At 51.7% G+C, this 17,443-nt stretch carries 19 protein-coding genes and 3 tRNA genes; 9 read left to right on the top strand and 13 right to left on the bottom strand.

The window, feature by feature from the left end:
* Positions 1-31 precede the first annotated feature (31 nt).
* Both OGY71_RS21970 and OGY71_RS21965 read left to right on the top strand, forming a co-directional pair.
* Positions 32-1,054: a zinc-binding alcohol dehydrogenase family protein gene (locus OGY71_RS21970; protein WP_032942306.1), complete on the top strand. Its 1,023-nt coding sequence runs from the start codon at positions 32-34 to the stop codon at positions 1,052-1,054.
* A gap of 13 nt (positions 1,055-1,067) precedes the next feature.
* On the top strand, positions 1,068-2,513 hold the full coding sequence (locus tag OGY71_RS21965; protein WP_286613723.1) for a tagaturonate reductase: 1,446 nt from the start codon (positions 1,068-1,070) through the stop codon (positions 2,511-2,513).
* Between the two features lie 105 nt (positions 2,514-2,618).
* Here OGY71_RS21965 and opgB read toward each other — a convergent pair whose 3' ends face one another.
* The 6 genes from opgB to OGY71_RS21935 form a co-directional block, all read right to left on the bottom strand.
* Positions 2,619-4,910 (bottom strand): phosphatidylglycerol--membrane-oligosaccharide glycerophosphotransferase, encoded by a 2,292-nt coding sequence (opgB, locus tag OGY71_RS21960; protein WP_286613721.1) that lies wholly within the window; start codon positions 4,908-4,910, stop codon positions 2,619-2,621.
* A gap of 230 nt (positions 4,911-5,140) precedes the next feature.
* Positions 5,141-5,632 carry a YjjA family protein gene (locus OGY71_RS21955; RefSeq protein ID WP_003830016.1) on the bottom strand — a complete coding sequence of 164 codons (492 nt, stop codon included), beginning with the start codon at positions 5,630-5,632 and terminating at the stop codon, positions 5,141-5,143.
* Between the two features lie 70 nt (positions 5,633-5,702).
* Positions 5,703-6,440: a replicative helicase loader DnaC gene (gene dnaC, locus OGY71_RS21950; RefSeq protein WP_003019133.1), complete on the bottom strand. Its 738-nt coding sequence runs from the start codon at positions 6,438-6,440 to the stop codon at positions 5,703-5,705.
* A 2-nt stretch (positions 6,441-6,442) separates the two neighbouring features.
* Positions 6,443-6,982 carry a primosomal protein DnaT gene (gene dnaT / locus OGY71_RS21945; RefSeq protein WP_003830011.1) on the bottom strand — a complete coding sequence of 180 codons (540 nt, stop codon included), beginning with the start codon at positions 6,980-6,982 and terminating at the stop codon, positions 6,443-6,445.
* Between the two features lie 125 nt (positions 6,983-7,107).
* On the bottom strand, positions 7,108-7,581 hold the full coding sequence (locus OGY71_RS21940) for a threonine/serine exporter (RefSeq protein ID WP_003830008.1): 474 nt from the start codon (positions 7,579-7,581) through the stop codon (positions 7,108-7,110).
* Positions 7,572-8,348: a threonine/serine exporter family protein gene (locus OGY71_RS21935; RefSeq protein ID WP_003830006.1), complete on the bottom strand. Its 777-nt coding sequence runs from the start codon at positions 8,346-8,348 to the stop codon at positions 7,572-7,574. Before OGY71_RS21935 ends, OGY71_RS21940 begins: the two co-directional genes overlap by 10 nt.
* Positions 8,349-8,805: 457 nt before the next feature.
* On the opposite strand from OGY71_RS21935, the gene OGY71_RS21930 reads away from it, so the two are divergent.
* Together OGY71_RS21930 and bglJ are read left to right on the top strand one after the other, a co-directional pair.
* Positions 8,806-9,531 (top strand): helix-turn-helix transcriptional regulator, encoded by a 726-nt coding sequence (locus OGY71_RS21930; protein WP_003830004.1) that lies wholly within the window; start codon positions 8,806-8,808, stop codon positions 9,529-9,531.
* Positions 9,492-10,169, top strand: a complete 678-nt coding sequence (bglJ, locus tag OGY71_RS21925) for a DNA-binding transcriptional activator BglJ (protein ID WP_003830003.1) — start codon at positions 9,492-9,494, stop codon at positions 10,167-10,169. The genes OGY71_RS21930 and bglJ overlap by 40 nt, the downstream gene beginning before the upstream one ends.
* Before the next feature lie 57 nt (positions 10,170-10,226).
* Here the strand turns inward: bglJ and OGY71_RS21920 are convergent, their stop codons facing one another.
* Positions 10,227-10,685, bottom strand: coding sequence for a YbaK/EbsC family protein (locus tag OGY71_RS21920; protein WP_003830001.1), 459 nt, complete (start codon positions 10,683-10,685; stop codon positions 10,227-10,229).
* A 235-nt stretch (positions 10,686-10,920) separates the two neighbouring features.
* Here OGY71_RS21920 and OGY71_RS21915 point away from each other — a divergent pair, with 235 nt between their 5' ends.
* Complete coding sequence (locus OGY71_RS21915; RefSeq protein WP_003829999.1) at positions 10,921-11,064, top strand: hypothetical protein; 144 nt, start codon at positions 10,921-10,923, stop codon at positions 11,062-11,064.
* Positions 11,054-12,397 (top strand): PTS sugar transporter subunit IIC, encoded by a 1,344-nt coding sequence (locus tag OGY71_RS21910; protein ID WP_063941069.1) that lies wholly within the window; start codon positions 11,054-11,056, stop codon positions 12,395-12,397. Before OGY71_RS21915 ends, OGY71_RS21910 begins: the two co-directional genes overlap by 11 nt.
* A 29-nt stretch (positions 12,398-12,426) precedes the next feature.
* On the opposite strand, the gene fhuF is transcribed toward OGY71_RS21910, so the two are convergent.
* Together fhuF and OGY71_RS21900 are read right to left on the bottom strand one after the other, a co-directional pair.
* Positions 12,427-13,215 carry a siderophore-iron reductase FhuF gene (gene fhuF / locus OGY71_RS21905; protein WP_257662275.1) on the bottom strand — a complete coding sequence of 263 codons (789 nt, stop codon included), beginning with the start codon at positions 13,213-13,215 and terminating at the stop codon, positions 12,427-12,429.
* A gap of 108 nt (positions 13,216-13,323) precedes the next feature.
* Positions 13,324-14,400, bottom strand: a complete 1,077-nt coding sequence (locus OGY71_RS21900; protein WP_003829994.1) for a GGDEF domain-containing protein — start codon at positions 14,398-14,400, stop codon at positions 13,324-13,326.
* A 255-nt stretch (positions 14,401-14,655) separates the two neighbouring features.
* Between OGY71_RS21900 and OGY71_RS21895 the strand changes: the two genes are divergently transcribed.
* A complete protein-coding gene (locus OGY71_RS21895) occupies positions 14,656-14,892 on the top strand; it encodes a DUF1435 domain-containing protein (protein WP_003019100.1) in 237 nt (78 codons plus the stop codon).
* A gap of 39 nt (positions 14,893-14,931) precedes the next feature.
* Here OGY71_RS21895 and OGY71_RS21890 read toward each other — a convergent pair.
* The 4 genes from OGY71_RS21890 to rsmC all read right to left on the bottom strand — a co-directional run bounded on the left by OGY71_RS21890 (position 14,932) and on the right by rsmC (position 16,503).
* A tRNA-Leu gene (locus OGY71_RS21890) sits at positions 14,932-15,017 on the bottom strand.
* 32 nt (positions 15,018-15,049) lie between these two features.
* Positions 15,050-15,135 (bottom strand) — tRNA-Leu (locus OGY71_RS21885).
* Positions 15,136-15,163: 28 nt separating this feature from the next.
* A tRNA-Leu gene (locus OGY71_RS21880) sits at positions 15,164-15,250 on the bottom strand.
* A 221-nt stretch (positions 15,251-15,471) separates the two neighbouring features.
* Entirely contained in the window at positions 15,472-16,503 is a 1,032-nt protein-coding gene (gene rsmC, locus OGY71_RS21875) for a 16S rRNA (guanine(1207)-N(2))-methyltransferase RsmC (protein ID WP_003829990.1), read from the bottom strand.
* 103 nt (positions 16,504-16,606) lie between these two features.
* Here rsmC and holD point away from each other — a divergent pair, with 103 nt between their 5' ends.
* Both holD and rimI read left to right on the top strand, forming a co-directional pair.
* Positions 16,607-17,020, top strand: coding sequence for a DNA polymerase III subunit psi (gene holD, locus OGY71_RS21870; RefSeq protein ID WP_003829988.1), 414 nt, complete (start codon positions 16,607-16,609; stop codon positions 17,018-17,020).
* The gene (rimI, locus tag OGY71_RS21865; protein ID WP_003829985.1) at positions 16,989-17,435 is read left to right on the top strand and encodes a ribosomal protein S18-alanine N-acetyltransferase; all 447 of its coding nucleotides are present in this window, start codon (positions 16,989-16,991) and stop codon (positions 17,433-17,435) included. The genes holD and rimI overlap by 32 nt, the downstream gene beginning before the upstream one ends.
* Positions 17,436-17,443: the final 8 nt, after the last annotated feature.

The raw sequence follows: 17,443 nt of genomic DNA, 5'->3' as shown, positions 1-17,443 counted from the left end.
TGAGGCAACAAAAAAACAGGAGAGCAGAATCATGTCTACGATGAATACGTTGATTTGCCAGGAACCTAAAAAATTAGTCTGGAAAGAGCGCGAAATACCTATTCCGGGTGAGGGTGAAGCATTAATTAAAATTAAGTCGGTAGGAATTTGTGGTACCGATATTCATGCCTGGGGTGGCAATCAACCTTTTTTCAGCTACCCGCGTGTATTAGGGCATGAAATATGTGGGGAAATTGTCGGTCTGGGTAAGAATATACAGAATCTGAAAAATGGTCAGCAGGTGGCGGTTATTCCTTACGTGGCCTGCCAGCAGTGTCCGGCATGCCTGAGCGGGCGCACCAACTGCTGCGAGAAGATTTCAGTGATTGGCGTGCACCAGGATGGCGGTTTCAGTGAATATCTGTCCGTTCCGGTTACCAACCTGCTGGATGCGCAGGGGATTGACCCGCAGGCGGCGGCGCTGATTGAGCCTTATGCCATCAGCGCCCATGCGGTACGCCGGGCGGCGGTGGCTCCGGGTGAGCAGGTACTGGTGGTCGGTGCGGGTCCGATTGGTCTGGGGGCGGCAGCGATTGCCAAAGCCGATGGCGCACAGGTGGTGGTCGCCGATACCAGTCCAGCACGCCGGGAGCACGTGTCTTCCCGGTTGGGACTCCCGGTTATCGACCCATCCGCTGAAGATTTTGATGCGCAGCTGCGCGCTCAGTTTGGCGGTTCGTTGGCGCAAAAGGTTATTGATGCCACGGGGAATCAGCATGCGATGAACAACACGGTGAATTTGATTCGTCATGGCGGCAGCATCGTTTTCGTTGGGCTGTTCAAAGGCGATTTGCAGTTCTCTGACCCTGAGTTCCACAAGAAAGAGACCACCATGATGGGCAGTCGCAACGCCACGCCGGAAGATTTCGCCAAAGTGGGCCGTTTGATGTCGGAAGGCAAACTGACCGCTGACATGATGCTTACGCACCGTTACGCGTTTGCCACACTGGCAGAAATCTACGAACGGGATGTGATTAACAACCGTGAGCTGATTAAAGGCGTGATCACGTTCTGAGAGGGGAAATGCGATGAAGACATTGAATCGACGTGATTTTCCGGGGGCCAGCTACCCAACGCGCGTGATCCAGTTTGGTGAAGGAAACTTCCTGCGGGCGTTTGTTGACTGGCAACTGGATATCCTCAACGAGCAAACCGATCTGAACGCTGGCGTGACCATCGTTCGCCCGATCAATACCGATTTTCCGCCGTCGCTGAATACCCAGGACGGGCTGTATACCACGCTTATTCGCGGGCTAAACGAGCAGGGCGAGGCGGTGAGTGAGGCGCGGCTTATCCGTTCGGTGAATAACGAAATCAATCCGTATCAGGATTTCGCGGCGTATCTGGCGCTGGCGCACAATGCGGAAATCCGTTTTGTGTTTTCGAATACCACCGAAGCCGGAATTAGCTATCATGCAGCGGACCGTGTGGATGATGCGCCGCCGGTGAGTTTTCCGGCCAAGCTGACACGCCTGCTGTTGGAGCGCTTTAACCACTTTGCGGGCGCGGTGGATAAGGGCTGGGTAATTATCCCGTGCGAGCTTATCGACTATAACGGTGAGGCGCTCAAAACGCTGGTGCTGCGGTATGCGCAGGAGTGGCAACTTCCTCCGGCATTTGCCGACTGGGTGGAGACGGCAAACACGTTCTGTTCCACGCTGGTCGACCGTATTGTCACCGGCTATCCGCGTGAAGAAGCCGCTGCGCTGGAGGCTACGCTAGGCTATCACGATGCGTTTCTCGATACCGCGGAGCATTTTTACCTGTTTGTGATCCAGGGGCCGCAGTGGCTGGCAGAGGAGCTGAAGCTGGCGCAGTGTCCGCTGAATATCCGGGTGGTGAGCGATATCAAACCGTACAAAGAGCGCAAGGTCGCTATCCTCAATGGTGCGCATACGGCTCTGGTGCCGGTCGCGTGGCTGTGCGGGCTGGAGACCGTTGGTGAGGCGATGCAGGATGCTGATGTCCGCCGCTTTGTCGAACGGGCGATTAGTGAGGAGATTATTCCGGTGTTGGATCTCCCGGCGGACGAATTGCGTGAATTTGCCGACGCGGTGAGCGGGCGTTTTCAGAACCCCTACATTCGCCACCAGTTGCTTTCCATTGCGCTTAATGGGATGACCAAATTCCGCACCCGAATTTTGCCGCAGCTGCTGGCGGGTCAGCACAATGGGCGCTGGCCCGTGCGGTTAACGTTTGCCCTCGCTGCGCTGCTGGCGTTTTATCGTGCAAAACGCGACGGGGAACGCTATCCGATACAGGATGATGAGCAGTGGGTAAGCCTCTATGCCAGCCTGTGGCCGCGAGTTGGCAATGATTTAACGCTGCGTGAACTGGTGGATGCCGTGCTTGGCGATTCGGCGCACTGGGGAGAGGATTTGACGTTGTTACCTGGCCTTGCCGGGCAGGTCACGGCCAATCTGGAGATGATTCTGGTGCAGGGTATGCGCCAGGCGGTGAAAGGTCTGGAATAAGGTTGCCATGCAGCGCCCGGTGTGGTGTTGGGCGCTGTTTTTTTTCAGACAATACATTCGGTTAACGATAGGTCTGATAAGCAAAGCGCTATCAGACCTATCATGTTACGAACCCTGAGCCACGACTTTGATTTCAACCATCCCGATCCCCAACTTACGCGGTGAGTGACCGAGAATATTGCCCTCGTTGGTGGCGACCGGATCGGGTGGAACAATTACCAGCGTATCGGCATCAGCCGGGTTATCAAAATGTAAGATGGTGGTGGTGACGTCATGGCCTAACACCAGCGTCTGTTCCTCGTTGCCAACGCGCACGGGAATAGGGCGATTAGCATTGTCGCCGAAGGCTTTCGCGGTAATGACCAGATCGAATTTCTTCGGTAGCGGGGCTTTGTACTCAATCGTTATTTCTTCGCCGAGCTGCGCATTGGACCAGCGTCCCCAGGATTCGGGGCGTGAAATGCCGCTAAACTGTTTGACCTCTTCCGGCGCGCCCGCCACGTTGAAAACGAAGCTATCTGCTTTGTAGCGAATGTCATTATCGACAATTTTCAGCGTATCGACGTTACCTTTATAGCGCTCCATGTCGATCACCGTGTCTTTAAATACGGTTTTACTTTTCCACTTAGCTTTATCGACGTGCTGTACGATTTGCTGCCCGCCCAACTGCCCCTGTGATACGCACCAGTCGGTAGAAAGCGCCAGCTCCGGCGCCCACAGTTGCGCCATTTTGTAGCAGCGATCGACCCAGACGAAGTTATCGCGTGGGGCGAAATCTGCCAGTTGGAAGCGCAGCGGGGCCGAGTATTCGCTTTCCGGCAGCGGCTCGACGCGTTTGTCCGATACGCGCAGCAGCAGCGGCAGGCGGAAATGACTGCCGGAGAAAGAGATCATATTTTTGTCCTGGTCGACGGTGAACTCTTTCATCTCTTTCGGGAAATTCCACAGGCGAATGATATCGGGCTTCCACGCCAGCATTTTTTCTTTGATGTTCAGGAACACTTCCGACACGGATTCGCTCGACAAGCTGCTGCGGCCAAGGCCGATAAAGTTATCGCCGCCGAGAATATCCAGTACCGTTGCGCCGTTATCCATCGTGTTACGTTTCACCGCCAGCGTGTCCTGTTGCGGTTGATCGCCGCGCAGCACGAAGAACAGGTTGTTGCGGTCCTGCTTGTTCAGATACTTCCATGCGGTGTTGTTCATCGCCAGATGATCGGAAGACACCACGATAACGGTATCTTTAAACCACGGCGATGCTTTGATTTTATTGATAAATTCGGCAATGTTTTCCTGGCTGCAGCTGACCGCGCTGAACGATTGGTTGGCCTTCCCGTCGATGTCATAACGTTTACGGTTGCAGCTACGGGAGATAAAACCATCCGGATGATGGGTATCCACGGTCAGGGTAAACAGTGAAAAACGCTGGCCCGAGCGCGAAAGCTCTTCGAATTTTTTCCACGCTTCGTCCAGCACGGTATCGTCGTAGAAGCCCCAGTCGTTACGATAGGTCGGGTCCGCCACCACGCTTTTTAACTCTTCCGCACCATACAGATGGTCAAAGCCGTGAGATTTCAGGAACACGTCTTTGCCAGCAAAGCGCAGGTTGGCACCCTGCACAAAGTAGTTCTGATAGCCGGAGTTTTTCAGGATATCGCCCAGACAAATATTGTTAGGGAAGAAACTTGAAACAGACGCAGAGGCGTTGCCTTCAAACGGCGCAAACAGCGGAATACCGCACTGGGAGGCGACCATGCCCGCGATGGTGTAATCCGTACCCGGCAGCTGCATGGTGTTGCTGAAATCCAGACCTTCGTTTTTCAACGCGCCGAGTTCCGGGGTCAGATCCGGGAATGCGTCGTTATTAAAATAGGTGCGTTCGAGGCTTTCGCCGTAGATATAAACCAGGTTCAGCTTCGGGTTGGGAATGGTTTTTGATGGCTCTTTATAATACGTCGGGAAATCCGGGTCGCCATCGCGTGACTGCGACTTCACCAGTTCGGTTATCTGGTGAAACGCCGGGCTGGCGTCAACGGAGGCCAGCGCCAGCAGCAGGGCCAGCAGACTGTAACCCACGTGATGCGGGTGATGGCGACGGCGGCGCAGAACCCAGCCGAGAGCGACAAAAACGGTCGTCAGCGCCAGCGCGATCCCAACGCCCGGCAGGATATATTTGCCGATACCTGCACCGGTCAGGCTGTTGGTCAGCGTGTACAGAACCGCGTCATTGATCCCGTCGCCGGTGAAATAGTCACTGGCGTACAGCGTGATATTCAAGACAATAAAAATCCCCAGCACCGTTAACGTGGCGGCAAACCACCAGGTGTTGCGACCCGCTTTCCAGGCATAAATCAGCACTGAAGCGAGAAACAGAGTGATGGAGATTAATTCTGACAACGGTCGATCCTCAGTAAACCGGGCAATTGCCTGGCAGGCTAATCATTTGGTGAGAGAACAATGTAATAGCGTTGTTACATTGCTGCAATTGTAGTGACATTAAATTACGTTGTTATTCAGAATTGGTTTAGTTATGCGCGTTTTTGTGGGGAAATACTGTTTATTTGGAATGTGAATGTATTGTCGAAAATAAATAGATGCCGCGCAGGTTATACGCGGCATGTCGTGCGTCAGGAAATGAAGTTCATGCCCTGTTTTAACACCAGATCGCAGGCCTTGGTTTTTACCTGCTTCGCCAGCGAGCTGTTGCCAATCGTGTTCAGGTCCAGCTGTTGACCATCTTTGGCGTTGAGCAGACCCTGAATCCCGTCCATATAGTTGGTGTCTTGCTTCTGCTCAGGAGCACTGAGCCCTAGTTTATCCAGCACCTGGTTTTTGACGTTTTGCGTGTCGGTGACCGAGGCCAGCTTCTGTTTCGCGCAATATTCCAGGATCCCGGCGGCGTTATTCATGCTGCTGGAGGTCAACGACTGATTGCTGCCATTCAGCAGGCTGGTCAGGGAAGAGAGCGACGAGCTGCTTTGCGAGCCGGAGCTTTGTTTGCTCAGCTCACTGGCCGCGCTGGAGAGCGAATCCTGCCAGGAGGCGGCGAAAACGCTGGTAGAGATGAGCGTGCTGGCGGCAAGCGCACAGCACAGCAGACGTTTGGTAGTTTTCATCATTATATGCAACTCGTGTTATGCCTTTTCAGCGCAGTATAGCGCTGGCAGTCTTAGGAGTGGTCCTAATACGTTAATACTCTTTACCGGTGACCCGACTACGGTAGCTTTCCCAGTTAAAAATGACCCACAGGCTGTTGCCAAGGCGCATACGATCCATCACGCGCTCGCCGAGCAGCTTGTTCATTTCATCCATATTGCTGTTAGTTAACATACCGGTCGGACGTTTTGAGGACGAACGGCGATCGACAATCTGATTAATGATCACTTTTTCATAGCGGGATTCGGTCTGCATGCCGATCTCGTCGATCACCAGCAGATCCACATTGCTCAGATCGTTGAGCAGCTGTTCTTCGCTGGTTTCACGATTACTGAACGTTTCTTTCATCGCCGACATTATATCGGCCACGGTAATGATCAACACTGACTTACCACGCAGCAGCAGTTCGTTGCAGATGGCAGCGGCTAAATGGTTTTTGCCGGTGCCGGGTTTGCCGGAGAAGATAAAGCTGGCGATGTTGCCGTCAAACTCTTCAACATACTGGCGGGCTTTGCTCAGGGCGTTCATCTGACCTTCGCACTCTACCCGATAGTTTTCGAACGAACAGTTCTGATGCAGCGGGCGGATACCGGAACGGTTGAATGTGCGCTGCATTTTCATAGCCCGGTTTTCGCGGGCCAGCGCTGCGGCACGAATTTCACCTTGCTCTTTTTGCCATGCCAGCAGCTCTTCGCCCGTTTTAAAGGCGGGCTCGACATTAGGTGGCATCATTTTTTGCAGACGTTTCATCAGGTCGCCAACGTTTTTCATCGTTATCCTCTAAAACCCGGTGGAATGTGGCTGTCAGGTTCACTGACGCTGTTCACATCGCGCTTTGGCATTCCGCCATTGCTGGCCCGTCCAATCTGAATGCTGCGCGCCAGTTTTTGCTGCCACTGAATATGGTGAAAGACTTTTCCTTCAGCCTGCCAGTAGGCAACAAATGAGGCCAGTTCTTCAGCAGTAACCGGCTCTCTCAACGCTACGCCCCATAAAGCGGCCTGACGCTGAAAGTCGGCATCAGGCTGCCAGGCAGCGTACATCGCAAATTTCCCCATTGGTACGGCAACGGGAGCAGCTTGCGGCTCTTCATAAAATTGATCATCTAATGTCACATCGCTTCCCGGGCGTGACAGTTTCTCCTCAAGCGCCAACAGCTCAGCCAGTCTCGCAGGCGTCACCGCGTAAAACGCTGGCGCATTGTTAGCGAATACGGCTACGGCGCCACCCGCAGACCTGGCCAGCACGGCGTGGTGATCGTGTAGTAAGGCGTCAATGCTAGTGACGTCTGGCGTCAAAATTTTGCAGGGCATAATGTTTCTCAATACTGAACAACAACCGAGAAGGGGACTGCTTTTATAGTAACACAGTGAAGAAGGAGAGCAGCAGATGAGGGGGGAGATTCCCCTCTCTGCATGGCATTAAAGAAAGTGCACCGTCAAACGCGTGGGCGTTTGCGATACAGCCATAACCCTGGCACGGATAGTCCGATGGAGAGCGCGCCGACAATTGATGAGGCTTTCAGGAAATTGGTCAGCAGGGTGATCATCAGCGCTTCGCTGTAGCCAAAATGGCCGATTTTTACCGCCGAGATCATGGCGGTGTAGGCGGAGATCCCAGGAAACATCGGGATCACTGCCGCAACGGTAAAGACTTTCGGATGCGCCAGATACCAACGCGACCACTGGATCCCAATGCAGCCGACCAGCAGCGATGCCATAAAGGTTGACCATTCGATATTAAACCCTGCGCTCATCATTGCCATTCGCGAACCGTGACCGAGCGCGCCGAGTAACGCACACCAGGGGAGCGCCCGATGAGGGACATTAAATACCATGGCAAATCCTACTGCCGGGATCGCCGACAGGATCATGTCCTGCATTAACGCCAACATGAAATCGATCACGCCCATCCGCGCAGCCCCCATAAGGTCATCGACATGACCACGCCAATGCAGGTCGCCAGTGTAAGCAAACTGGCAATTGCCCAGCGGGCGAGCCCGGTATTAATGTGTCCCTTAAACATATCCGCGACGGAGTTGATCAGCGGAAAGCCTGGAACCAGCAGCAGCACGCTGGCAGCCATGGCGATGGTCGGGGTGTGGTTAAACGTCGGTAGCGTCAGCAGCAGACCAGAAATCGTTGTCGCCACAAACGCGGTGATGCAAAAGTTAATTTGTGGGTGCAAATGCCGGGATGCCAGAATCTGACGGATATACATTGCCACCATGCTGGCGAAAAAAGTGATCACCGCACCATCCCATCCGCCGTTATTGAGCTTACAAAAGCAGGCGCAGGACAAGCCGACCATGAAGGCGACCAGCCATCTTGGATAGCGTAGCGGCTTAATCTGGCTAAAGCGTTTCTCTACCCCTTTAATATCCAGCAGTTTATGTTCCGCCAAAATGACAATGTGCTGCACTTCCGTCACGACGTGCATATTAATGCCGCGATCCTGATTTTTTCGCGTTGATGTCAGGCATTGCCCGTCTTTAATGGTGGTCAGGACGATAGCGTTAGAGGAGATGGCGCTTTCTACGCTATCCATGCCAAGTGCCAGCCCGAGTCGGGTGGATAACTCGTCAACCAGAGCGCTTTCTGCCCCATGCTGAAGTAAAAAAAGTCCGCATTGAATACATAACCGTGTAACCGTTCGCTGTGACGACTGCTCTGTTTGCATGGCTCGCTCTGACTGAAAAGGATCTCTTTGAGTGACGAATGTCTTCTTTTTATCATGAAGCATGAGCCCGCTGGCTCTGGCTAAGATCAATCTTTGTGTCGAAAAAAGACACAGGTGATACGGTTGCGGTATCTTAACGCCCCCGTTCGCTAAGGTACGAGGGGGAGACTGATTGAAATGTAGTGTTATTTTCCCGGATGGCAAATACGTAAGCCATGCTAACGATCTATTGTAGTTATTATAATTGTACAGATAATGTATTTATACGTAATTGTGCAATAATAGCTTAGAATTTGGCGCTATTTGGATGGTGCCGTCAATACTTTTTGAAATAAATACCAAGGATAACAATTCACCCCGCTTATTGTTCGGAGTATTTTCCTGTGAGTTAAGATTATTAATCCACCTGGGAAGATTTAATTAAGTACGATTGCGGACTGGTGAGTGTGGAGGGGATATGTTGCCAGGACGCTGCAAAAACGCAATTATTATTAGTAAATCACCGATTATACAAACTGGTCTTAAAGGTATAATGCAGGGAAAGTTCTCCGATTACGAACTTACCTACTGTCGTTCTGTTGAAGAACTGACGTTATTACAGCTACGGTGTGCTGATTTGGTGATTGCTGATTTAACCGGAGACTGCAATTATCCTCGTTCAGTCTGCGAGCAATATTATTCTTTATTATCTCAATATCGTGATATTCACTGGGTATTTCTCGTATCTCGTATCTTTTATCCTCTGGCGGTTGAACTACTGATGTGTCCTGTCAGTTCGCTGCTTTCTGACGCCGAGCCGATTGAAAGTTTAGTGAATGTCATTCACGCGGGAAATACACGAGCAGAGAGAATAAGCAAGGCACTGCTCTCTCCGCCTGCTATGCCGCAATTGTTAGACCATAGCGCACGATCTATTGTTCTCACTCTCTCTGAAAGAAAAGTATTGCGCCTCCTTGGGAAAGGCTGGGGGATTAACCAGATTGCGGCGTTGCTGAAAAAAAGCAATAAAACAATAAGTGCCCAAAAGAATAGCGCTATGCGTCGCTTGTCGATAAATAGCAATGCAGAAATGTATGCCTGGATAAATAGTTCTCAAGGATCGCGAGAACTTAATTTACCTTCAGTTTATGGAGAAACCACGGAATGGAAAGCAGAATCATCAAAAGAAACGTTGCACTGGTAGAAAAGTGCACGATGAGCAGCGTGGGTATTAAGAGTTTATTTAATACCATACCGGATGACCAATATAAACTTCATCTCTTTTCAAACCAGCCCGCTTTTAGCCAGGCAATGTTAAAGATGTCGTTTTCGGCAGTTATTTTTTCCCTCTCTGCAATCAGAACCGATCGTAGAGCAGGGTTGGCCTATTTAACGGAGCTGGCGATAAATTATCCGCGGATTCGCCGTGTGGTGATTGCCGATGATGACGCTGAAGCGCGTTTAATTGGTTCCCTGTCCCCCTTGCCGTTAGATGGCGTTGTGAGTAAAGCTTCTTCGTTAACGGTGTTGCAGGACGCGTTATTTACGGCGTTAAGCAGCCCTGGCCGGGGAACCGAAGGCACGAAAAACCATTGGTATATTAATCAAAGCCGTATGCTCAGTCCGACAGAACGAGAAATACTGCGCTTTATGTCGAATGGTTATTCGATGCCACAGATTGCTGTTCAGCTTGAACGGAACATCAAAACCATTCGGGCACACAAATTTAATGTGATGTCCAAACTGGGGGTCAGCTCGGATGCCGGGTTACTGGATGCGGCCGATATCCTGCTGTATCTGCGTGCTGGAGAGCCAGCGCCTTTTATGCAGGCGGTTTCGTGACGGGCAACGTTGACGTGTTTCTTGCCGGGTTTGGCCGCCGGTTTAGCGTGTGAAACATTACTGACACACGTCAACCCAGGTGGCAGAAGTCAGTTCAGCCATCCTTTCAGGCGTGATGCGAACCGCGCTGTGGATGGCACCTGCGGCAGGCAGCACTTCAGCGTAGTGTTTCAGAGAAACATCACAGTACACTGATATCGGTGTTTCTAATCCGAAGGGGCAAACGCCGCCAACGGGGTGCCCCGTCGCGTTCACGACCTCATCACTACTTAACATTCGGGCTTTAGCACCGAACGTACTCTTTAGCTTTTTATTATCCAGTCTGGCATCGCCTTTTGCCACGACCAGGATGATATCGTTCTTCACCTTTAGCGAAAGTGTTTTCGCTATTTGGCCAGGTTCAACGTTATGGGCTTTTGCTGCCAGATCAACGGTTGCTGTGCTCTGGTTTAATTCGATGATCTCGATATCTGGTGCATGTTGCGCCAGGAATTGGCGTACTGATTGCAAACTCATTCTTCTCTCCCTAACGCTTACAGATAGCCCTGCACAGCAGAAAATTGCAGGATGTAATTTGTCATAGGGGCAACCACACTGTAAATATTTTATTGTAACAACATAGCAACATTAGCAGTTTTTCGATCTTCTTCACAATCAAAGAAACCGGTTACAGTAACCGGTTGCAGAATGCTGAAATGACGATTAATACTGAAGTTGTCACTTCCTCTGTATCACATAATAAGAGCCATCTATGAAACTTAACTCGAAAAGCGGTAGCGCTGGTGTTCCTCCCGGCACGGTTGCGAAAAGTGGTAATGGGCTTTACGTGGTGGCGGTGTTGATGCCAGCACCGTTGCAGGGTTTTGCACAACGGGAGAACGGCTATGTCTACTAACCATGCTGTGTTTAACGTAATTTTCCGTTTTGTTGAAAATTACGTTAGTCCTGTCGCCGGGCGCATCTCTTCGCAACGACATGTAATGGCCATTCGCGACGGTTTTATTTCGGCGATGCCTTTTATGATTGTAGGCTCTTTTCTGCTGGTTTTTGCCTACCCGCCTTTTTCTCCGGATACCACCTGGGGATTCGCCCGCGTGTGGCTGGATCTGGCAAAACAGTTTGAAGGCCAAATCCTCACACCGTTTGATATGACGATGGGGATTATGTCGGTCTACATATGTGCGGCTATTGCTTATAACCTGGGTAAGCACTATGTGAAGTCGCATCAGTTAGATCCGTTTATGTGTGCGATGCTATCAATCATGGCTTTTTTGCTGATTGCCGCGCCAAAAACCAAAGGCACAATGCCGGTTGATAGCCTGGGAGGAACGGGGATTTTCACCGCCATCCTGGTGGCCATTTACTGTGTTGAAATGATGCGCTTCCTGAAGGCGCACAACATCGGCATCCGTTTACCCGATCAGGTGCCGCCGATGATCAAAAACTCTTTCGATCTGCTGATCCCGGTGCTGGTGGTAGTACTGACGCTTTACCCGCTGAGTCTGGTGATACAGTCGCAGTTTGACATGCTGATCCCGCAGGCCATTATGGCCATCTTTAAACCACTGGTGTCGGCTGCAGATTCTCTGCCGGCGATACTTCTGGCGGTATTGATTGGCCACCTATTGTGGTTTGCGGGTATTCACGGCGCGGCAATTGTGTCGGGAATGCTGCAAATGTTCTGGCTAACTAATCTTGGAATGAACCAGTCGGCGCTGGCGCAGGGCGCGCCGTTACCGCATATCTTTATGGAAGCGTTCTGGACGTTCTTTATTGTGGTCGGTGGGTCAGGCGCAACGATGGGGTTGGTGATTTGCTATCTGCGTAGTCGTTCGGCTCATCTACGCTCGATTGGGCGTCTGAGCGTAGTCCCCAGCATTTTTAATATTAACGAACCGGTGATTTTTGGTACGCCGATTGTCATGAACCCGGTGTTTTTTATCCCTTTCCTGCTGGCCCCAATGGTGAATGCGGTACTGGCCTGGGCGGCGATGAAACTGGATTTAATTGGGCGGGTCATTTCAGTGGTTCCCTGGACCGCACCGGCACCGGTTGGCGCGGCATGGGCATTAGGCTGGGATTATCGTGCGGCTATCCTGGTGGTGCTGTTGGCGCTGGTGTCGGCCGTTATCTACTTCCCATTCTTTAAGGTCTACGAAAAGCAGCTATTGGCGCAGGAAAAAGAAGAAGCGCAGCGTATGGAAGAGGAAAACCAGCAGGTTGCATAAATATCTGGCGAGGGGCTACGGCTCCTCGCTTACTTCAGCGTGCAGTCTCCGCATTGCTGAACGTCAGGCAGGCGATAGCGTTGGCAGCAGGTTCTGCGTACTAACAGCCCCTCGCGCGGAACAACGGTTCGCCACAGAGGGTTATCCTGACCGCAGGAGAGTTGTTTCTCAAAAAAGCAGGTCTGGCGCAGCGTGGTCAGCAGTTCCTCACCTAGCAACGGCTTCATTTCCGTTAAATACCAGTGAATTAAATATCCGGTGTTGCTCCAGATAAGCTTCGCGTTGATCTCGCCCGTCGCTTCCAGCGCCTGCACAACCGGCGTCAGCGCTGAGAGAATCAGCGTTTCCATGCGTTGTTGAGGGGACAGAGCTGTTGCCTGGTGATCCTGATGGACGTCGATCCAGAAGCAGGCCGCACGGCCCGTTTCGTGAAACTCTATGCGCATATGTTCAGGAGAGACGTCGATAGCCTCTTTTTGCGTCAGCAGAGCCACCATTAACGGAGGCATCATCAGGCCGATATACCATTGCGCCCAAAGAGAAATCAGGGGCTTATTTTCGCGGGGTAGCGTGGGCTGGTTGCGATAGATATGGTCTGAATAAACGGCCAGCAACGAGCTAAGCATCGCCGGTTGTGTCCATTCATGCAGCGTCATTGCACCTGGCACAGGCGTTTCGTCAAGACGAATGAAGTCCAGCAGGTGCTCGCGAGTTTTGGCTATCGTTGCGCGTACGGCAGCAGCCAGCGAGGGCATCTCTGAGGGGAGATGGCTACGCCAGATGACATCTTCAACGATCGGTGCGGAACGATAAGCCATGTCGATATAAGGATGTTAATCTTAATGATAATGATTGCTAATCCTATAATTGACATTGAGAGATGGCAAGATCTTTGTCGCCATCCCGAGCGGCAGCGCACAGAAAGCTCAGGTAGAGGGGCAGTTTACCCGCAGCTCATCGCTGACCAGGGTATTGTTACGCCCAAGATTCTTGGCCTCGTAAAGGGCTTTATCCGCTTTGGCGATAGCAGCATCAATATCCTGTTCTACCAGAGGTGCAATGCCGATACTGACGGTTACGTTGGTTGCCACGCTCTCATTAAACATGTGAGGGATTTTAAGGTCGTACACTTTCTGGCGGATACGTTCGGCGGCAGCCTGGGCCTGCTGTGGATCGACCGCGGTCAGCAAAATCATAAATTCTTCACCGCCAAAACGCGCCACCACATCCCGGGAGCGTACGGAGTCTCGGATGGCGGCAGAAACACGGATCAACGCCTGGTCGCCCATCATATGTCCGTAATGATCGTTATAGGATTTGAAATGGTCGATATCCAACAGCAGAACGAAGTGCCTCGAATTACTCAGAGCCAACAGCGTATCGAGCCGGTGTTGCAGCCCCCGGCGATTATACAAACCGGTTAGCGGGTCGAGCATGCTGAGCCCGTTCAGGGTTTCCCTCTCCTCCAGCAGTTTGTACATCAGTTGCTGAGCGAATCCATCGTAGCGCTTTTGTATCACATGCTGGATGGCGATACCGGCCATAGGCAGCGCCATAAAATAGAAAATCCGCAAACCATGTTCGCTGCCGTTAAGCCATAAACAAACGGCGACGGAGGGGAGTGAGTGGAGCGTAAACGCGATGATATTATTGGCAAAAGCGATAGAGCCAATAAACAGTACGCTGAGCAGCGCTATTAACAGGAAATAATAATCATTCTGACCTAGAGCGTTATATTTCAAGAATATATGTAACGCCCATAACAAGCCAAAAACGATTGAAATAAAAGGGAGATTAATTCTTTTATCCGCGTATTTCCCATGCCATACCAGCAGCAGTGTACTCATCACCAGCATCAGCAACGCCGGTACTGATAAGGCTTTGACCGCAAACAGAGGGAAAAAAAGCGTAAACAGCGCGGAGACTGCGTTGAGCAGTAGAAACAGTCGTAAAGAGAGTTGGTATTTTTTTGTGCGCAGAGTTCGCCAGGATTGTACTGTCATAGGTAAATATTGTTAGTTATCTGCAATGTACGAAGGTGTGTTGGTAAATAAAACAAATAACGAACGGGGTATCATTCGCAGAGGTTTTTATTGTTTTTAGTTGAAGAGCTAACCGGTGAGCAATTTATCACCTTGGATTATTCATGTCATCAATCGTTAAGTAAAACTCATATAATTGATAGTGCTTCACGGCTGACAAATGAGAAACTTTATCATATGATATTGGTTATCATTATCAATGTCATAGGTGAAATCATGTTGCAACGTACGCTGGGCAGTGGATGGGGTGTTCTGCTGCCGGGAATGCTGATTGCCGGGATGGCATATAGCGACCTGTCGGTCTACGTATGGAAGGTGATGATTGTATTAGGATTACTGCTGACTTCGCTCATGCTGTACCACAAACGTTTACGGCACTTTGTTTTGTTACCTTCATGCGCGGCACTGATTGGTGGCATTGTTTTGGTAATGATGAACTGGAATCAAGGATGAACAAAACAGAGAAGGAAATCGAGAGGGAAATAAGATAATTGGTGCGAGGGGGGGGACTCGAACCCCCACATCCTAAGGACACTAACACCTGAAGCTAGCGCGTCTACCAATTCCGCCACCTTCGCACAGTCATCTTATTTTTTTGATATCGCCTCGTTGGTGCGAGGGGGGGGACTCGAACCCCCACATCCTAAGGACACTAACACCTGAAGCTAGCGCGTCTACCAATTCCGCCACCTTCGCCCAGTGCGAGCAATATCAACGTGGATTATGGTGCGAGGGGGGGGACTTGAACCCCCACGTCCGAAAGGACACTAACACCTGAAGCTAGCGCGTCTACCAATTCCGCCACCTTCGCATACCATCGACACTCAAAAAGTATCGTTACCACGGGGGCGGATTTTAGAGATTTTATGCAGGGCGTCAACTGTTAATTATCGAACTTAACGTGATTGCCGAAAAAAAAGGCGTTTCTTCGGCTTTGGTGTTTTATGCAGGCCGGATAAGCGATAGCGCCATCCGGCGTTGCTCGGTGTCACGCCGGATGGCGGCGTAAACGCCTTATCTGGCCTGGAGCAGTTAGGCTTTTTTCGCCTGACGCGTCATGATGGTGCGATAGACCTTGAAGCGCCCGGTCTGCGCGATAACTTCGTGGAAGCCAAACACTTCATCCAGTACCTTCGGATAAGGCAGGAAGGCGTTCGCCACAATACGCAGTTCACCACCGCTGTTCAGATGACGCACGGCTCCGCGAATCAGCGTTTGTGCTGCATCAAGGCTGGTCTGCATACCGTCGTGGAACGGCGGGTTGGAGATGATCATATCAAATCGACCCGTCACGTCAGAAAAGACGTTACTGGCGATGACGTCACCTTCAATGCCGTTGGCTGCAAGCGTTGCGCGGCTGGCTTCAACGGCGGCGGCGCTAACATCGCACAGGGTTAAGCGCACTTTCGGCGAGTGGCTGGCTAAGGCGACGGAGAGAACGCCTGCGCCACAGCCGACATCCAGCACTTTGCCTTTGGTGTGCGGCGTCAGCGTGGAGAGCAGCAGTTGGCTGCCAACATCCAGGCCGTCACGGCTGAAGACGCCCGGCAGCGTTTTGATGGTCAGATTTTCTGTCTGGTATTCATCCCAGTATTTTTCTGCATCAAAGACCGGCTGTTTTTCCAGACGACCGTGGTACAGGCCACAGCGACGTGCGCTGTCGACTTTGTTTAACGGTGCGTATTCGGCCAGCATCTGCTCTGCGCTACGTACACCGCTGCGATTCTCACCGACAACAAAAATATCGGTGCCCACCGGTAACAGCGACAGAATGTTCATCAACTGGAACTGGGCTTCCGGCTTATTCTTCGGCCAGTAGTAGATCAGCGTATCGCTATCGGCAACGTCATCGGCCTGCGCGACGAGGCTGAAGCGGACGTTGTCGCCCATCTGGCGGTTAAGCACCTGCCAGTGGTGAAGTTGCTGGGTGTGCGCACGGCTGGCGGCGCTTTCAAAATGGGCAGGCAGGTCATCCTGCAAATCACCGGCAAACAGAATACGGCTTTGTTCGAAATCATCACTGTGGCGCAGCAAGACTTCACTTGCCGGGGTAAAAGCAGACATGGAATGCTCCTTAAATTGTACAGCGGGGGATTATAGTTGTTTGATGGCACGGATTCGACAAATTTGCTATATTTGCGCCCCTGATAGACAGGAGTGTTTCGCTATGACATCCCGACGAGACTGGCAGTTACAGCAACTGGGCATTACGCAGTGGTCGTTGCGTCGTCCTGGCGCACTGCAGGGCGAGATCGCGATTTCCATTCCTGCGCATGTCCGTTTGGTGATGGTTGCTGCACAGTTACCCGCGCTAACCGAACCGTTGATCAGCGATATTTTACGCGCATTAACCGTTAGCCCGGATCAGGTTTTACAACTGACGCCTGACCGTGTCGCCATGCTGCCGCAAGGCAGTCGCTGTAATAGCTGGCGGCTGGGAACCGAAGAGCCGCTGCTGCTGGAGGGCGCTCAGGTCGAGAGTCCTGCGTTTAATGAATTACGGGAAAACCCAGCGGCACGCGCCGCGTTATGGCAACAAATCTGCGCATATGAACACGATTTCTTCCCTCGAGCCGACTGATTTACCCGCAGCATTTCAGATTGAAAAACGCGCCCACGCTTTTCCGTGGAGTGAAAAAACATTTGCCAGCAACCAGGGCGATCGCTACCTCAATTTTCAGTTGAGGGTTGACGACGTGATGGCCGCCTTTGCAATTACGCAGGTCGTACTGGATGAAGCGACGTTGTTCAATATCGCCGTCGATCCTGACTTTCAGCGCCGGGGCCTGGGGCGTGAGCTGCTGGAGCATCTGATCGATGAGCTGGAAAAGCGTGGCATTTTGACCCTGTGGCTTGAAGTGCGCGCCTCGAATGCGGCCGCTATCGCGCTGTACGAAAGCTTAGGCTTTAACGAGGCGACGATCCGTCGCAACTACTATCCAACGGCCGATGGTCATGAAGACGCCATCATCATGGCGTTGCCAATCAGCATGTAAGATAAGGT

It is taken from the genome of Citrobacter sp. Cpo109 (assembly GCF_030332565.1).
Taxonomy (GTDB): domain Bacteria; phylum Pseudomonadota; class Gammaproteobacteria; order Enterobacterales; family Enterobacteriaceae; genus Citrobacter; species Citrobacter portucalensis.
Note: the sequence above shows the minus strand (reverse complement) of the source record. Positions and strands in the feature narration are given on the sequence as shown.

What these genes read in the sequence shown, in the direction of transcription:
- OGY71_RS21895 (WP_003019100.1), top strand. Translation starts at nt 14,656, where the DNA reads ATGTTGCAACGTACGCTGGGCAGTGGATGGGGTGTTCTGCTGCCGGGA.
- OGY71_RS21930 (WP_003830004.1), top strand. Translation starts at nt 8,806, where the DNA reads ATGTTGCCAGGACGCTGCAAAAACGCAATTATTATTAGTAAATCACCG.
- dnaT (WP_003830011.1), bottom strand. Translation starts at nt 6,982, where the DNA reads ATGCCCTGCAAAATTTTGACGCCAGACGTCACTAGCATTGACGCCTTA.
- OGY71_RS21920 (WP_003830001.1), bottom strand. Translation starts at nt 10,685, where the DNA reads ATGAGTTTGCAATCAGTACGCCAATTCCTGGCGCAACATGCACCAGAT.
- rimI (WP_003829985.1), top strand. Translation starts at nt 16,989, where the DNA reads ATGAACACGATTTCTTCCCTCGAGCCGACTGATTTACCCGCAGCATTT.
- dnaC (WP_003019133.1), bottom strand. Translation starts at nt 6,440, where the DNA reads ATGAAAAACGTTGGCGACCTGATGAAACGTCTGCAAAAAATGATGCCA.
- OGY71_RS21910 (WP_063941069.1), top strand. Translation starts at nt 11,054, where the DNA reads ATGTCTACTAACCATGCTGTGTTTAACGTAATTTTCCGTTTTGTTGAA.
- OGY71_RS21965 (WP_286613723.1), top strand. Translation starts at nt 1,068, where the DNA reads ATGAAGACATTGAATCGACGTGATTTTCCGGGGGCCAGCTACCCAACG.
- OGY71_RS21915 (WP_003829999.1), top strand. Translation starts at nt 10,921, where the DNA reads ATGAAACTTAACTCGAAAAGCGGTAGCGCTGGTGTTCCTCCCGGCACG.
- rsmC (WP_003829990.1), bottom strand. Translation starts at nt 16,503, where the DNA reads ATGTCTGCTTTTACCCCGGCAAGTGAAGTCTTGCTGCGCCACAGTGAT.
- OGY71_RS21940 (WP_003830008.1), bottom strand. Translation starts at nt 7,581, where the DNA reads ATGGGCGTGATCGATTTCATGTTGGCGTTAATGCAGGACATGATCCTG.
- holD (WP_003829988.1), top strand. Translation starts at nt 16,607, where the DNA reads ATGACATCCCGACGAGACTGGCAGTTACAGCAACTGGGCATTACGCAG.
- OGY71_RS21900 (WP_003829994.1), bottom strand. Translation starts at nt 14,400, where the DNA reads ATGACAGTACAATCCTGGCGAACTCTGCGCACAAAAAAATACCAACTC.
- bglJ (WP_003830003.1), top strand. Translation starts at nt 9,492, where the DNA reads ATGGAAAGCAGAATCATCAAAAGAAACGTTGCACTGGTAGAAAAGTGC.
- fhuF (WP_257662275.1), bottom strand. Translation starts at nt 13,215, where the DNA reads ATGGCTTATCGTTCCGCACCGATCGTTGAAGATGTCATCTGGCGTAGC.
- OGY71_RS21955 (WP_003830016.1), bottom strand. Translation starts at nt 5,632, where the DNA reads ATGATGAAAACTACCAAACGTCTGCTGTGCTGTGCGCTTGCCGCCAGC.
- OGY71_RS21970 (WP_032942306.1), top strand. Translation starts at nt 32, where the DNA reads ATGTCTACGATGAATACGTTGATTTGCCAGGAACCTAAAAAATTAGTC.
- OGY71_RS21935 (WP_003830006.1), bottom strand. Translation starts at nt 8,348, where the DNA reads ATGCAAACAGAGCAGTCGTCACAGCGAACGGTTACACGGTTATGTATT.